Here is a 13,493-nt window from a genome sequence, read left to right as displayed (position 1 = left end):
CGGGCATGGCCCGGCACTACCGATGGACGTCGCCTGGCCGGCGATGCAGTCAGCCCGGCTTGCCGTCGCGCCGTGGGCTCAGGTAGATCCAGCCCAGCCGGGCCACCCACGGGGCCAGTGCCAGCAGCCAACCAATGGCAGCGGCGAAATGCCACGCATAGGCATCGGGCATCAGCTCGGCGAGGATGCGCATGATCGCCACTGCCTGCAGCGCGACGAACGCGAACCAGGCCACTGCCGGCATTACCAGCGGTCGCCCGGAATGCCCCTGGGTGACCCGGGTCACCATCGCCACCAGCAGGCTGCCGAACAGGCCCACGGCGAGTGCGTGCAGCGGCGCGCGGCCGAGCAGCTGCGGATGGCCGAGCAGTTGACCCACGTCCTGCAGCAGGTACAGCGCGAAGCTGACCGGCAGCCACGCCAGCGCCAGGAACAGGGCTGCGAGCAGGCCCGGCATCGGCCCCCGTGGCCACCAGTGCCAGAGCGCCTGCAGCGACAACACCAGCAGCGGCGCATCGACCAGCCACAGCAGGTTGTCGATCTGCAACGCACTCAACAGCAGGCGCAGCATCAGCAGGGCCCACATCGCGGCCAGCCAGCGCAGCGGCCGCCACGGCACATAGCCGTCCACCACGTTGTTGGCGAAGAACGGGATCATCCGGTGCGCGACGGTGAGGTAGACCGGCAGCAGCAGGCCGAACGTGCCGAGTGCCACAGTGACCGGCATCAGCGTGGCGTGGCCGCGCACCACCGCCATGAACAGCAGCAGCCCCAGCCAGCCCAACAGCAGTGCGGCATAGCACGCACGCGCGTGCCAGTTACGGTTGGGGCCGGCGGCCTTGAGCACGCGTCCCAGCACGATCGGTCCGGCGCTCCAGCCGGCCAGTGCCAGCAGCAGGCCGGGCCACAACCCGGGTGTCCAGCCGCAGGCGGCGGCAATCAGCAGCGCCTGCCCGCCAAACAGCCCGATGCCGACCGGCGCGTAACGGCTGCGTGGCAGCTCCGGTTGCGCCATCCAGCGCGGAAACACGGTGAGCAGGAAGCCGAAGATGAAACTGGGCAGCACCAGGTACTGCATCAGCAGCGCGTGCAGCCAGGCCGGTGGCAGCGGCGGTGGCTGCGGCGTCCACAGCCCGCGCAATGCGCCCAGCCACAGCGCCCACCACAGCATCGCCAGCAGCAGGTTGCTGGCGCCGATGAAGAACAGCAGCCGATGCGGCGCATGCATCAGCATCGCAGGGGAGGGCAGGCGGACCATGTGGCGAGTCTGCGCCCGAGCGATGGCCGCTTCCTTGACCTTCGTCATGCCCAATGCACGACCAGAAAAAACCCCGGCAGTGCCGGGGTTCTTCGTTCACCGTCGCCGATCGATCAGGCGGCGTTCTTCATCGTCGCCATGTCGATCACGAAGCGGTAGCGCACATCGTTCTTCGCCATGCGTTCCCAGGCTTCGTTGACGTTCTTGATGTCGATCATCTCGACATCGCTGACGATGCCGTGCTCGGCACAGAAGTCCATCATTTCCTGGGTTTCGGCCATGCCGCCGATCGCAGAGCCGGTCAGGTGCTTGCGGCCGAAGATCACGCTGCCACCGGTCAGCGGCGGGTCCAGTTCGGTCAGCACGCCGACCAGGCACATGGTGGCCTCGCGCTTGAGCAGGCCCATGTACGGGTTGGTGTCATGGCCGACCGGGATGGTGTTGAGCAGGAAATCGAAGCTGCCGGCATGCGCCTTCATCTGCGCGGCATCGCGCGAGACCAGCACTTCATCGGCGCCCAGGCGCTTGGCGTCGGCACCCTTTTCCGGCGTGGTGGTGATCATCACCACGTGCGCGCCGAGCGCCTTGGCGAACTTCACGCCCATGTGGCCGAGGCCACCGAGGCCGATCACGCCGACCTTCTGGCCCGGGCCGACCTTCCAGTGGCGCAGCGGCGACCAGGTGGTGATGCCGGCGCACAGCAGCGGGGCGGCGGCCTTCAGGTCCAGCGTTTCGGACACCTTCACCACGAAGCGCTGTTCGACCACCACGTGGTCGGAATAGCCGCCGTAGGTCGGCGCGCCGCTTTCGCGTTCACGGCCGTTGTAGGTCCAGGTCGCGCCTTCGGCGCAGTACTGCTCCAGGTCGTGCTCGCAGGCGTCGCAGTGGCGGCACGAGTCGACCATGCAGCCCACGCCGGCGTGGTCGCCGACCTTGAAGCGGGTGACGTTGCTGCCGACCTCGGTGACGCGGCCGATGATCTCGTGGCCGGGCACCATCGGGTAGATCGAGCCACCCCAGTCGTCGCGGGCCTGGTGCAGGTCGGAATGGCAGATGCCGCTGTAGAGGATCTCGATGCGCACATCGTCCGGGCCGACCGCGCGGCGTTCGAATTCGTAGGGGATCAGCGGGTCGGTATGTGAATGGGCGGCGTAACCACGGGCGAGGGACATGGGGAATCCTTGGCAGGGTTTGTCGAAAGGCGCTTTACAATACGCCCCGTACCCAGCGGCCAGAAGCCCGGATATCGGCATGATTCATCAAGTGAAACTGCACAATCGTGGCCACTGACAACCTCTCCCACCTGGCCGCGTTCGCTGCGGTCGCCCGCCACCGCAGCTTCCGCCGTGCCGGTGCGGAGCTGGCGCTGTCGACCTCGGCGGTGAGCTATGCGATCCGCGCGCTGGAAGAACGGTTGGGCGTGGGCCTGTTCCATCGCACCACCCGCAGCGTGGCCCTGACCGAGGCCGGGCAGCGGCTGCTGGAGCGGTTGCAGCCGGCGCTGGGGCAGGTGCACGAAGCACTGGAGGAGATGAACCAGTTCCGCGCCGTCCCGGCGGGCCTGCTGCGCATCAACGCCACCCGTGCGGCGGTGTCGACCCAGCTGGGGCCGCGGCTGGCGCGCTTCCTGCACGCCCATCCCGACGTGCGGGTGGAACTGACCGAGAACGATGGTCTGGTCGACATCGTCGCCGAGGGTTACGACGCCGGCGTGCGCCTGCATGAGTTCGTGCCCGAGGACATGGTGGCGGTGCCGATGGGGCCACCACTGCGCGGTCTGATCGTCGGCTCGCCGGACTACCTGCGGCGGCATCCGGCGCCACAGCATCCGCGCGACCTGGCCGCGCACGAATGCATCCGCTTCCGCTTCGCCAGCGGGCACCTGTACAAGTGGCAGTTCGAGCGCGGTGGGCAGGCACTGGAGATCGACGTGCCCGGACGGCTCACGCTGGGCGAGCAGGGCACCGTGGTCGGCGCGGTACTCGATGGCATCGGCCTGGCCTACGTGCTGGAAGACACGGCAAGGCCGTACATCGAATCCGGGCAGATGGTGGCGGTGCTGGAAGACTGGAGCGAACCGTTCGCCGGCTTCGCGCTGTACTACCCGAAGCAGCGGCAGATGCCGGGTGCGCTGCGCGCGTTCGTGGATATGCTGCGGGAGTGAATCGTGGTGGATCGCATCCACGCATGGCGTGGATCTACTGACCATCGCCGCATGGAGATGTTGACCCCCGCGATGCATGGACGCCGTCGCACACAGTAGATCCACGCCACGCGTGGATGGAGCAACCTTACGGCGCCTGCAACACCGGCCCCAACAACACCAGGCAATCACGCAGGTGCACCTCCACCGGTGCATCCTCGGCCACCACGCCGATCACGCGTTCGCGCAGCGGTTCGGCCACGGCCATCGCCAGCAGTAGCCGCGCCATGCGCACCGGATCTCCCTCGCGCAGCAGCCCACGCTGCTGCTGGCGCGCCAGCCAGTCGGCCAGCAGCGCACGGCCGCGTTCGATGCCGTTGTCCAGATAGGCCTGCAGCAGCGCGTCCTTGCCGGGAAATTCGGTGGCCAGCAGGCGGAACACCTGCACCGCCTGCGCCGACAGCGCCTGTGCGCATACCGCGTGCAGGATGGCCTGCAGCAACGGCATCACCTCGTCGGCATCCCGCGCATCGCGCTGCAGTTGCGGCGCGAAGCCGTCGGTCCACTCGCGCACCGCAAGCCCAACCAGTTCCTCGCGATTGCTGGCGTGGCGATACACCGTCTTCTTCGCCACCCCGGCGTGCGCCGCCACCGCTTCGATGGTGGTGGCCTCGTAACCCTGTGCCAGCAGCAGCTCCAGCGTGGCCTGCAGTACCGCGTGGCGGACTTCCGCCTCCGGGCGCGCAGGGCGGCCGCGGCGGCGGGTCGGCGTTGTGGGCTCGGGCAGGGTCGTGCTGTTCATTACGCCCATCTTACCGCATCCGGCCAATTGCGAAACGGTAAGCGTTTCCGTATTGTCGAGTCTCCCAACCCGTAGGAGACCCCCATGGATACCGCTGTGAACGCTCGCGCCTGGCTGGACCACCACGATCTGCTGGACCCGGCGCCGATGCACCTGGAGACCGGCATCCAGCGCCGCGAAGATGGCAGCCTGCTGGTGGCGGTGCGCACCGATCTGCACGGCTGCAAGGGTCGCATGCTGGACTGGTGGTTCACCTTCTTCGAGACCACCCAGCACATCCGCTGGTGGCATCCGGTCGATCATGTCGAGCATCGCGGCTGGGACGCGGCCTGGCAGCGTGGACGCAGCTATCACGGCGCCAGCATCCATGCCGTGGAATCACTGGCCGACATTCCGCCGGTGGCGGCGCGCCTGAAGTTCCATGACCCGCGCACGCTGCTGGTGACCGAGCGCCTGCAGGCGGCACAGGATGCAGGCGATGTATCGGCGGTGATCGCCGCGCGCATCGGCTTCGGTGATTGCGTGCGCCTGGATGCACAGGGCGACCCCTGCGACGGTCAGATGCTGCACGTGGCGCGCGATACGCCGTTTGGCTGTGTGCTGCGCAGCCGCTTCGTGCTCGGCCTGGATAGTTCCGATCCGCAGCGCGAGGCCGGAGACGCGGTCGGCCTGGGCCTGCTCAAGCATTGCTACACGGAGTTCAGTTTCCTCTCGCGACTGCTGCCGTCGCTGTACTACGGCGAGCGTGCCAACGGCGAAGCAGTGCCGTTGCCGTGGTGAACGTCGCGCCGGTCATTCGACCAGCGCGTCGTAGCCTTCAGCACTGAACTGGATCAGGCAGAAGCCGTGGCCGAACGGATCGGCCAGCACGGCGATGCGACCCCAGCGACGCTCGCGCACGGATTGCTCAAGTGTCGCCCCGGCTGCAACTGCACGTACCAGCGCGGCGTTGATGTCATCCACCACCCAGTCCAGGTGCAGTGGCGTCCAGTGGCGCTCGTAGTCGCGCACGTCGCCGTCCTCGGTGGCGGCGCTGCCGGGTTCGTTCTTCAACAGATACAGCGGCGCGGGTCCACCGAGAAGCTCCACCGCATCCGGCCCGAGGCGGCGCCCGATGCGCAGGCCGAAGGCTTCCGTGTAGAAGGCCTCGGCGGCGGCCAGGTCGGGCACGTCGAGGTTGACGATGAAGCTGTGGGCAGTGGCGTTCATGGCAGCGATGGGCGGCATCCGGTGGTCGCAGTCTAGTCCTGCCGCGTGCTGCTGCCGGTTCATCTGCTGCGCGGATTCGGGCAAGCTGGTTGGTCTCTATCGACAAGGACATCCATGAGCGCGCTATCCAGCATCGAACAGGCCACCGGCCAGACCTTCCCGCCCCTGTTCAAGCAGTTGCATGCAGCGGGTCGGTTGAGCTGGGGTACTCCTCATCCGGAATGGTCCGAGGTGGTATTCCCGGTGTTGCAGGCGGATCCACCGGTGCTGCTGTACGCCCAGGACTATGAGCCGCTGGAGCATGATGCGCTGCTCGAGGCGTGGCAGGAGCTGACCGCGGAGGATCATTACAATCCCGTGCGCACTGACCTGCAGTTGCTGCCCTTTGCGCGGACCGGCGCGGGTGACAACTACTGCTTCTGGAGCAACGCGCCCGGTTTCAGCGAACCGCCGGTGGTGATGGTGTGGCATGACGACGACCGTGCCGATCTGCTGGCCGCCAGCTACCAGGATTTCCTGTTCCGCAAGATGGTCGAAGCGGTTGCCGACTACCAGCGGCCATACACGCTGCTGTCGCATGGCGAGCTGGCCGGGAATCTGCAGCGCTGGCTGCAGACCCATCATTCCTTCCTGCGCGACGACCAGTACGCGACGTTGCAGCGGCTGTTCGCCCGCGTTGCCGATATTGAAGAAGGAAACTTCAGCGAAGACGATGCACAGGCCATCGTCGCTGAAGTGATCGGCTTCGAGCGGTTGGACGAGTCGTTCGGCTACGTGCGCGAGGACGCCTGAACCAAGGGTCGGAGCCCCACCTGTGGCGGGGATCCGACCCCGTGCGGGATCAGCCTGCGGTCGGGTAGTCGAGGTAGCCTGCTTCGCCGCCACCGTAGTAGCTGCTGCGGTCCGGAGTGGCCAACGCAATGTCGCGCTGCAGGCGCTCGACCAGATCCGGGTTGGCGATGAACGGCTGGCCGAACGCGGCCAGGTCGATGGTGCCGGCTTCGACCAGCAGCAGGGCGCGTTCGCGGGTCATGCCACCAGCCAGGATCACGGTGCCGCCGTAGGCCTGCTTGAACTGCTGCAGGAAGGCCTCGCCCAGTACCGACTGGCCCGCCTGCAGGTTGTCGTTGAGGTGCACATAGGCCAGCCCGCGCTTGCCCAGTTCCTCGGCCAGGTACAGATACGTCGCTTCATTGTCGGGGTAGAACGGCATGTCGAAGGTGAGGTTGTTCGGTGCCAGGCGCACGCCGATGCGGTGCGCGCCGATGCGCTGGGCCATCGCATCGACGGTGTCCAGGATCAAGCGCGCACGATTGGGCAGCGAGCCGCCATAGCGGTCTTCGCGCTGGTTGATGAGCGGGTTGAGGAACTGCTCGAACAGGTAGCCGTTGGCGGCATGCAGTTCGATGCCGTCGAAGCCGGCGGAGATGGCGTTGTCCGCCCCGCGCACGAAGTCGTCGACGATGCCGGGGATCTCTGCGGTTTCCAGTGCACGTGCCGGGGTGGGATCGGCGTGGCCGCGGCTGCCGTCGTCCAGATAGACGAACGAGGTGTTCTTCGGTGCGCTGGCGACCGGACGGGTGCCAGCGCTGACCGGTTGGCCACCGTCGGGCTGCAGCGAGGCATGCGACATGCGGCCGACGTGCCAGAGCTGGGCGAAGATCGTGCCCTGTTCGGCGTGCACGGCGTCGGTCACCTGCTTCCAGCCCGCGACCTGCTCGGCCGACCAGATGCCCGGCACGTCGATGTAACCCTGGCCCTGCGGCGAGACCGGGGTGCCTTCACTGATGATCAGGCCGGCGCTGGCCCGCTGCCGGTAGTACTGCGCGGTGAGTTCATTGGCGACCGCGCCGGGGTTGCGGGCGCGGGTCATCGGGGCCATCGCGATGCGGTTGCGCAGGGCGGTGCCTGCCAGGTCGAAGGGGTGGAACAGGGCGGCGGTCATGTCGGTCATCTCGGTGCGGTGGAGGGGCGCCAGCGGCGCGATGCACACAGGATGGAGTTGACATGCAGGCGCATAAAGCGCTTCGATCTCCCTCGGTGCGGGACTATTTGTCCCCAATGTGGAGTCGAGGATGCTGCCGCTGGAATCGTTGAATGGCCTGGTGACCTTCGTTACCACGGCCCGCTCGGGCAGCTTCACCGAAGCCGCCGACGCGCTGGGCATCTCGCGCTCGGCGGTGGGCAAGGCCATCGCCCGCCTGGAAACACGGCTGGGGGTGCGCCTGTTCCACCGCACCACGCGGCGCATCGCGCTGACCACCGATGGCGAGGCGTACTACGCATCGTGTGCGGCGGCGATCGAAGAGATCTCCGCGGCCGAGGCCTGCCTGGGTTCGGCCGGCCTGCCCAGCGGACGGCTGCGCATCGACATGCCGTCCTCGTTCGGGCGGCTGGTGGTGCTGCCGGTGCTGTTGCGCCTGTGCCGGCAGTACCCGGACCTGCAGCTGACGATGACCTTCACCGATCACTTCGTCGATCCGGTCGAAGAGGGCATCGACCTGCTGATCCGTTTCGGCGGGCTGCACCACGCAGAGCACCTGGTCGCGCGTCGGCTGGGTCGCCAACGCCTGGTCACCTGCGCATCGCCGGAGTACCTGCAGGCGCATGGCGTGCCAGCCACCGTGGAGGAACTGGCACAACACCGCAGCATCGTCGGCTTCCGCCACGGGCAGCCGGTGTGGTGGCGGATTGGCAGTGACGATGCGGAGGGAACGTTCATCCCGAACGCCGCCTACCAGCTCAACGACGGCGACGCGGTGATCGAAGCGGCCATCGCCGGGCTGGGCATCTGCCAGATGCCCATTTCACTGGTGCGCCGCCACCTGGAGTCCGGTGCGCTGCAATCGGTGCTGGACGAACACATGCAGCGGCACATCGACATCCATGCGCTGTGGCCGCCAACCCGGCACCTGCGGCCGAAGGTTCGCTATGTGGTGGATGAGCTGGCGCGGCTGGCGGGCGAGGGATTGTTCGATTGAGCCGGCCGGGATTGAGTCCGAGGCTGTGGCTTGTATACTATCCCCCAGTATAGTTCCGAGGTGGCCTCGCCATGCCGCACTCCCCCGAAGAGAAGAAGAAGGTCCTGGCCCGCGTGCGCCGCATCCGTGGCCAGTGCGATGCGCTGGACCGCGCGCTGGAAGCCGGCGCCGACTGCGGGCCGGTGCTGCAGCAGATCGCCGCCATCCGTGGCGCGGTCAACGGCCTGATGTCCGAGGTGATGGAGGCCCATCTGCGCGAGGAGTTTGGCCAGCCCGCAGCCTCCGACGAACAGCGCGCCGAACGCGTGCGCGACATGAGCGCGTTGATCCGCTCGTACCTGAAATAAACGACGGCGCAACATTGCGCTGCCCATCCTGTTACTGCCTGTCTTTGGAGAAGCCACCATGAAGTCCCGTGCCGCCGTCGCCTTTGGTCCCGGCCAGCCGCTGCAGATCGTCGAGATCGACGTCGCCCCGCCGAAGGCGGGCGAAGTGCTGGTCAAGATCACCCACACCGGTGTCTGCCACACCGATGCGTTCACCCTGTCCGGCGATGATCCGGAAGGCCTGTTCCCGGTGGTGCTGGGCCATGAAGGCGCCGGCATCGTGGTGGATGTCGGCGAGGGCGTGACCAGCGTCAAGCCGGGCGACCACGTGATTCCGCTGTACACCGCCGAGTGCGGCGAGTGCCTGTTCTGCAAGAGCGGCAAGACCAACCTGTGCGTGTCGGTGCGCGCCACCCAGGGCAAGGGCGTGATGCCCGACGGCACCAGCCGCTTCAGCTACAACGGCGAGCCGCTGTACCACTACATGGGCTGCTCGACCTTCAGCGAGTACACCGTGGTGGCCGAAGTCTCGCTGGCCAAGATCAATCCGGACGCGAACCCGGAGCATGTCTGCCTGCTCGGCTGCGGCGTCACCACCGGCATTGGGGCGGTACACAACACCGCCAAGGTGCAGGAAGGCGACAGCGTGGCCGTGTTCGGCCTCGGTGGCATCGGCCTGGCGGTGATCCAGGGTGCGCGCCAGGCCAAGGCCGGTCGCATCATCGCGGTGGACACCAATCCGTCCAAGTTCGAACTGGCGCGCGAATTCGGCGCCACCGACTGCATCAACCCGAAGGACTTCGACAAGCCGATCCAGCAGGTCATCGTTGAAATGACCACCTGGGGCGTGGACCACAGCTTCGAGTGCATCGGCAACGTCAACGTGATGCGTGCGGCGCTGGAGTGCGCGCATCGTGGCTGGGGCCAGAGCGTGGTGATCGGCGTGGCCGGCTCGGGCCAGGAGATCTCCACCCGGCCGTTCCAGCTGGTGACCGGCCGCAAGTGGATGGGCACCGCCTTCGGTGGCGTGAAGGGCCGCAGCCAGCTGCCGGGCATGGTCGAGGACGCGATGAAGGGCGATATCGAACTGGCCCCGTTCGTCACCCACACCATGGACCTGGACAAGATCAACGAAGCCTTCGACCTGATGCATGAAGGCAAGTCGATCCGTTCGGTGGTCCATTACTGATCCACGCCGGGCGGCAGGCTGCCGTGCCTGCCGCCCCCCGGGAGGAACCCATGGAACGCATTGAACACCGCGCCTGTTTCGGCGGCTGGCAGGATGTCTATCGCCATCGTTCGACCACGCTGGGCTGCGACATGCAGTTCGCCGTGTACCTGCCGCCACAGGCGGAAACGCAGGAACTGCCGGTGCTGTACTGGCTGAGCGGGCTGACCTGCACCGAGCAGAACGTCATCACCAAGGCCGGCGCGCAGCGCTATGCAGCCGAGCACGGTGTGATCATCGTCGCGCCTGACACGAGCCCGCGCGGTGATGACGTGGCCGATGCCGAGGGCTACGACTTGGGCAAGGGGGCGGGGTTCTATCTAAACGCCACCCGTGCACCGTGGGCGAAGCACTATCGCATGCACGACTATGTGGCGCAGGAACTGCCCGCGCTGATCGAGGCGAACTTCCCGGTCACCGAGGCGCGTGGCATCAGCGGCCACTCGATGGGTGGGCACGGTGCGTTGGTGATCGCGCTGCGCAATCCGGGGCGCTACCGCAGCGTGTCGGCGTTCTCGCCGATCGTCGCGCCCAGCCACGTGCCATGGGGGCAGAAGGCGTTCGCCGCCTACCTGGGCGACAATCCAGCCGACTGGGCGCAGTGGGACGCCTGCGCGCTGCTGGCGGCGGCCAGCGAGCGCCTGCCGTTGCTGGTCGACCAGGGCGAGGCGGACGAGTTCCTGCAGACCCAGCTGCAGCCGCAGCGCCTGCAGGAGGCCTGCGATGCCGCCGGCCATCCGCTGACCCTGCGCCTGCAGCCGGGCTACGACCACAGCTACTATTTCATCGCCAGTTTCATCGGCGAGCACGTCGCGCACCACGCCCGCGCCCTGCGCAGCTGACCGCCTGAAAAGGTGACGGAGGGGATTAAGTCGCATTTGCCGTTGTGCCGCAAACGACTTAATCCCCTCCGTCCCCTTTTTTTTTTACGTGGCCGTGGCGCGGGCGGGGCTATGGTGCGCGCGTACGGCCTTGTGGATCGGGGGATGCATGCCGGTAGTGCTGGCGCTGCTGTATGTGCTGTGTCATGGCCTGGCGCTGACCCTGTGGCCGGGCCCCGCCGGGGCGGGATCCTTCGTGTTCCTGACCGGTGCACCGTTGCTGGCGGCGGCCGCCTGCCTGTGGCGGGCGCGTCGCGACCGTGCTGCGCTCGGCTGGCGCGCCACCGCCATGGCGCTGTTGCTATGGGCCGGTGGCATGGCGGTCAACATGATCGACGCAGTGGGGGCCGGCCGCGCCGATGTCACCCCACAGGCGAGCCTGTTCCTCTACGTGCTGTATGGCGTGCCGCTGGTGTTCATCCTCGCCCGGGCGCGACGCGAGCGGCTCAGCATCAGCCTGATCGATGCGGCGATGGCGGCGTTGCTGGGCGTGCTGTTCTTCGTGCATGCGCAGTCGTTCGCCGACCGCGTGGACATCGACGACCACGCGCTGTCCAACATGCAACGCATGTTCGATATCCAGAATCTGTGCATTGCCGGGTTCGCGGTGGTGCGCTGGCTGGTCGGTGACGTGCCGGAGCGACGCACCTTCTTCCGCGCGTTGGCGATCTACGCCGTGGCCTACCTGATCGTGGCGTACTACATCAACCACTACACGTCGGGGGATGCGTTCGGCGCCTACAACGATCTGCTGATCGATCTGCCGTTCCTGCTGCTGGCGTTGCTGGCGCTGAGCCAGGCGCCCGCGCCGGTGTTCGTGCCGCATCCGCGGATGGCGCGCACGGTACAGGCGGCGGGTCCGATGATCCTGCCGTTGCTGCTGCTGGTGGTCGGCACCCTGGTGGTCGACCACGCGCGGCCTCTGGCGGTCACCGGTTTCGTGGTGGCAACGCTGGGCTTTGGCCTGCGCAGCATCCTGCTGCAGGTGGACCTGATGGAACGGCAGGCCTCACTGGACCAGCTGGCGCGGCAGGATGGCCTGACCGGGGTGGCCAACCGCCGCGAGTTCGATGCGTTGCTGTTGGCCGAATGGAACCGCGCACGGCGCAGCGGCACCGAGCTGGGCCTGCTGCTGCTGGATATCGATCACTTCAAGGTCTTCAACGACCGCCACGGCCATCCTGCCGGCGACCGCTGCCTGCAGGCCGTGGCTGCGGTGCTGAAGACGAGCGCCGGTCGCGCCGGCGACAGCGTCGCGCGTTATGGCGGCGAGGAATTTGCGGTGATCGTGCCCGGAAGTGCGCTGTCGGGCGTTCTGGCGCTGGCCGAGCGCCTGCGCGAGGCGGTGGAAGCGCTGCCGTTGCCGGAAGGATCAGTCAGTATCAGCATCGGCGTCGGCTACCTGCACCCGCCGGCGCTGGCCAGCGCCGATCAGTTGCTGGCGGATGCCGATGCCGGCCTGTATGCCGCCAAGCGTGCCGGCCGCAACCAGGTGATCCTGCATGCGCACGTGCTGGACGACGAAGGCAGCGCACACGGCAGGATGGACTGCTGAGCGCGCCAGGTGCCCGGGCCTGCGTGTGATTGCGCATGGGGCCGCGACCGGGTCATCGCTGCCGCACCCAACCGCTGGGATCGAGCAGCCTCAGCCCGACCGGGGACAATGAGCGCTGCCGCAACGGCAGATGTGCTGCCTGCACGGCCATCGCACAGCGCGCCAACTGCTGGCGCAATGGTGCCAGCGTGTCGTCTTCGCGGGGCCTTGCATGCCGCCATTGCGCGATGCGCAGCAGGCAGACCAGCAGGTCCAGTTCGCTGGCGGCAATGAACGGCGAGCCAGCCGGCAGCAGATCGATGGGGGCGGCGGGCGTGGCCAGCAGCGGCACCAGGCCGATGAAGGCGTCGCAGCCCTCCGGGTCGAGCCCGAGCGCGCTCAGCTGGGCGACGCCGTCGGGCTGCAGATCGGGATCGTGCAGCTGGCGGAGCGCGCCCAGCAGCGCCTGCTCGCCGTGGCCGAACTGGCGGCCGAAGGCGCGATAGCTGACGCGGGTAGGAAACAACGGGGATCGTGAGGCCATGGGGGCTAGGGTTGCGGGTCGCGGGTTTCCACCAGCACGGGGCAGGGCGCGTGGTCGATGGTCCATTGCCCGATCGAGGGTTCGAACAGGCGTTCCAGCCGGGACAGGTGACGATGACCGATGACGATGAGGTCGCACTTCAGGCGCCGCGCCTGCTCGCTGATCACTTCGCCGGGGTCGCCGGAGGGAATCTGTGCGATGGCATCGACGCCGCGCTCGCGCAGCTCGGCCAGGGCTTCAGCCAGCACCGCCTCGGCCTGTGAGCGCTGCCGCGCGGCTTCCGGATACTCGCGGCGGTCGGCTTCGCTGGCATCGGCGGCCAGCGCGAATTCGGGGTCGAGCACGCACAGCAGGTGCAGGCGGCTACGCGGGCCGGCGATGGCCGCGGCCAGGTCCAGCACGCGTGCGTGCTGGGGGCCGCCGTCCAGGGCGACCAGCAGGGTGTTGAACATGGATGTCTCCTTGGCAGGCCGGGGATGGTCGCCGATGTCTCCGCGCGCACCCATGCCGTGCGGTGCAGGCAATGCGTGCGCCACATGCAATTAACTTTTACCTGGAGTGTCGTAGAGTCATTTCATCCATTGGAG

Annotated in this window: 15 protein-coding genes; 8 read left to right on the top strand and 7 right to left on the bottom strand. The window is 67.5% G+C overall.

Translation table 11 applies throughout. The features are described 5' to 3' along the window. Positions 1 to 49 precede the first annotated feature (49 nt). Positions 50 to 1,306 (bottom strand): NnrS family protein, encoded by a 1,257-nt coding sequence (locus EGM71_RS17370; RefSeq protein ID WP_188485972.1) that lies wholly within the window; start codon positions 1,304 to 1,306, stop codon positions 50 to 52. A gap of 65 nt (positions 1,307 to 1,371) precedes the next feature. Further along, positions 1,372 to 2,430: an NAD(P)-dependent alcohol dehydrogenase gene (locus tag EGM71_RS17365; RefSeq protein WP_032129891.1), complete on the bottom strand. Its 1,059-nt coding sequence runs from the start codon at positions 2,428 to 2,430 to the stop codon at positions 1,372 to 1,374. Positions 2,431 to 2,537: 107 nt separating this feature from the next. On the opposite strand from EGM71_RS17365, the gene EGM71_RS17360 reads away from it, so the two are divergent. Further along, positions 2,538 to 3,422 (top strand): LysR family transcriptional regulator, encoded by an 885-nt coding sequence (locus tag EGM71_RS17360; protein ID WP_188485970.1) that lies wholly within the window; start codon positions 2,538 to 2,540, stop codon positions 3,420 to 3,422. A 127-nt stretch (positions 3,423 to 3,549) separates the two neighbouring features. Here EGM71_RS17360 and EGM71_RS17355 read toward each other — a convergent pair whose 3' ends face one another. After that, the gene (locus tag EGM71_RS17355; RefSeq protein ID WP_188485969.1) at positions 3,550 to 4,212 is read right to left on the bottom strand and encodes a TetR/AcrR family transcriptional regulator; all 663 of its coding nucleotides are present in this window, start codon (positions 4,210 to 4,212) and stop codon (positions 3,550 to 3,552) included. A gap of 75 nt (positions 4,213 to 4,287) precedes the next feature. On the opposite strand from EGM71_RS17355, the gene EGM71_RS17350 reads away from it, so the two are divergent. Further along, positions 4,288 to 4,983, top strand: a complete 696-nt coding sequence (locus tag EGM71_RS17350) for a DAPG hydrolase family protein (protein ID WP_188485967.1) — start codon at positions 4,288 to 4,290, stop codon at positions 4,981 to 4,983. Between the two features lie 12 nt (positions 4,984 to 4,995). Here the strand turns inward: EGM71_RS17350 and EGM71_RS17345 are convergent, their stop codons facing one another. After that, positions 4,996 to 5,412 (bottom strand): VOC family protein, encoded by a 417-nt coding sequence (locus EGM71_RS17345; protein ID WP_188485964.1) that lies wholly within the window; start codon positions 5,410 to 5,412, stop codon positions 4,996 to 4,998. Between the two features lie 114 nt (positions 5,413 to 5,526). Between EGM71_RS17345 and EGM71_RS17340 the strand changes: the two genes are divergently transcribed. Then, complete coding sequence (locus EGM71_RS17340; protein WP_188485963.1) at positions 5,527 to 6,204, top strand: SMI1/KNR4 family protein; 678 nt, start codon at positions 5,527 to 5,529, stop codon at positions 6,202 to 6,204. Positions 6,205 to 6,253: 49 nt separating this feature from the next. Here the strand turns inward: EGM71_RS17340 and EGM71_RS17335 are convergent, their stop codons facing one another. Continuing rightward, entirely contained in the window at positions 6,254 to 7,357 is a 1,104-nt protein-coding gene (locus tag EGM71_RS17335; RefSeq protein ID WP_188485961.1) for an alkene reductase, read from the bottom strand. Between the two features lie 130 nt (positions 7,358 to 7,487). On the opposite strand from EGM71_RS17335, the gene EGM71_RS17330 reads away from it, so the two are divergent. From EGM71_RS17330 to EGM71_RS17310, 5 genes are all read left to right on the top strand, one after another. Beyond that, complete coding sequence (locus EGM71_RS17330; protein WP_188485959.1) at positions 7,488 to 8,393, top strand: LysR family transcriptional regulator; 906 nt, start codon at positions 7,488 to 7,490, stop codon at positions 8,391 to 8,393. Positions 8,394 to 8,464: 71 nt separating this feature from the next. Then, positions 8,465 to 8,740: a formaldehyde-responsive transcriptional repressor FrmR gene (gene frmR / locus EGM71_RS17325; RefSeq protein ID WP_005411009.1), complete on the top strand. Its 276-nt coding sequence runs from the start codon at positions 8,465 to 8,467 to the stop codon at positions 8,738 to 8,740. 58 nt (positions 8,741 to 8,798) lie between these two features. Next, complete coding sequence (locus tag EGM71_RS17320; RefSeq protein WP_135275069.1) at positions 8,799 to 9,908, top strand: S-(hydroxymethyl)glutathione dehydrogenase/class III alcohol dehydrogenase; 1,110 nt, start codon at positions 8,799 to 8,801, stop codon at positions 9,906 to 9,908. Positions 9,909 to 9,958: 50 nt separating this feature from the next. Beyond that, positions 9,959 to 10,789: an S-formylglutathione hydrolase gene (gene fghA / locus EGM71_RS17315; RefSeq protein ID WP_188485957.1), complete on the top strand. Its 831-nt coding sequence runs from the start codon at positions 9,959 to 9,961 to the stop codon at positions 10,787 to 10,789. A gap of 148 nt (positions 10,790 to 10,937) precedes the next feature. Next, positions 10,938 to 12,383, top strand: coding sequence for a GGDEF domain-containing protein (locus EGM71_RS17310; protein ID WP_188485956.1), 1,446 nt, complete (start codon positions 10,938 to 10,940; stop codon positions 12,381 to 12,383). A 52-nt stretch (positions 12,384 to 12,435) separates the two neighbouring features. Here EGM71_RS17310 and EGM71_RS17305 read toward each other — a convergent pair whose 3' ends face one another. Together EGM71_RS17305 and EGM71_RS17300 are read right to left on the bottom strand one after the other, a co-directional pair. Further along, positions 12,436 to 12,906 carry a hypothetical protein gene (locus EGM71_RS17305; protein WP_188485954.1) on the bottom strand — a complete coding sequence of 157 codons (471 nt, stop codon included), beginning with the start codon at positions 12,904 to 12,906 and terminating at the stop codon, positions 12,436 to 12,438. Between the two features lie 5 nt (positions 12,907 to 12,911). Then, positions 12,912 to 13,358 (bottom strand): universal stress protein, encoded by a 447-nt coding sequence (locus EGM71_RS17300; protein ID WP_188485952.1) that lies wholly within the window; start codon positions 13,356 to 13,358, stop codon positions 12,912 to 12,914. Positions 13,359 to 13,493 lie beyond the last annotated feature (135 nt).

Origin of the sequence: Stenotrophomonas maltophilia, from assembly GCF_006970445.1 — a bacterium.
GTDB lineage: Bacteria > Pseudomonadota > Gammaproteobacteria > Xanthomonadales > Xanthomonadaceae > Stenotrophomonas > Stenotrophomonas maltophilia_AU.
The sequence above is the reverse complement of the archived record's forward strand: the minus strand, read 5'-3'. Positions and strand labels throughout refer to the sequence as shown.

Bases quoted from the DNA above. Each gene is read 5' to 3' on its own strand.
- EGM71_RS17350 (WP_188485967.1), top strand. From the start codon at position 4,288: ATGGATACCGCTGTGAACGCTCGCGCCTGGCTGGACCACCACGATCTG.
- EGM71_RS17330 (WP_188485959.1), top strand. From the start codon at position 7,488: ATGCTGCCGCTGGAATCGTTGAATGGCCTGGTGACCTTCGTTACCACG.
- frmR (WP_005411009.1), top strand. From the start codon at position 8,465: ATGCCGCACTCCCCCGAAGAGAAGAAGAAGGTCCTGGCCCGCGTGCGC.
- EGM71_RS17335 (WP_188485961.1), bottom strand. From the start codon at position 7,357: ATGACCGCCGCCCTGTTCCACCCCTTCGACCTGGCAGGCACCGCCCTG.
- EGM71_RS17340 (WP_188485963.1), top strand. From the start codon at position 5,527: ATGAGCGCGCTATCCAGCATCGAACAGGCCACCGGCCAGACCTTCCCG.
- EGM71_RS17320 (WP_135275069.1), top strand. From the start codon at position 8,799: ATGAAGTCCCGTGCCGCCGTCGCCTTTGGTCCCGGCCAGCCGCTGCAG.
- EGM71_RS17365 (WP_032129891.1), bottom strand. From the start codon at position 2,430: ATGTCCCTCGCCCGTGGTTACGCCGCCCATTCACATACCGACCCGCTG.
- EGM71_RS17310 (WP_188485956.1), top strand. From the start codon at position 10,938: ATGCCGGTAGTGCTGGCGCTGCTGTATGTGCTGTGTCATGGCCTGGCG.
- EGM71_RS17345 (WP_188485964.1), bottom strand. From the start codon at position 5,412: ATGAACGCCACTGCCCACAGCTTCATCGTCAACCTCGACGTGCCCGAC.
- EGM71_RS17305 (WP_188485954.1), bottom strand. From the start codon at position 12,906: ATGGCCTCACGATCCCCGTTGTTTCCTACCCGCGTCAGCTATCGCGCC.
- EGM71_RS17355 (WP_188485969.1), bottom strand. From the start codon at position 4,212: ATGGGCGTAATGAACAGCACGACCCTGCCCGAGCCCACAACGCCGACC.
- fghA (WP_188485957.1), top strand. From the start codon at position 9,959: ATGGAACGCATTGAACACCGCGCCTGTTTCGGCGGCTGGCAGGATGTC.
- EGM71_RS17300 (WP_188485952.1), bottom strand. From the start codon at position 13,358: ATGTTCAACACCCTGCTGGTCGCCCTGGACGGCGGCCCCCAGCACGCA.
- EGM71_RS17370 (WP_188485972.1), bottom strand. From the start codon at position 1,306: ATGACGAAGGTCAAGGAAGCGGCCATCGCTCGGGCGCAGACTCGCCAC.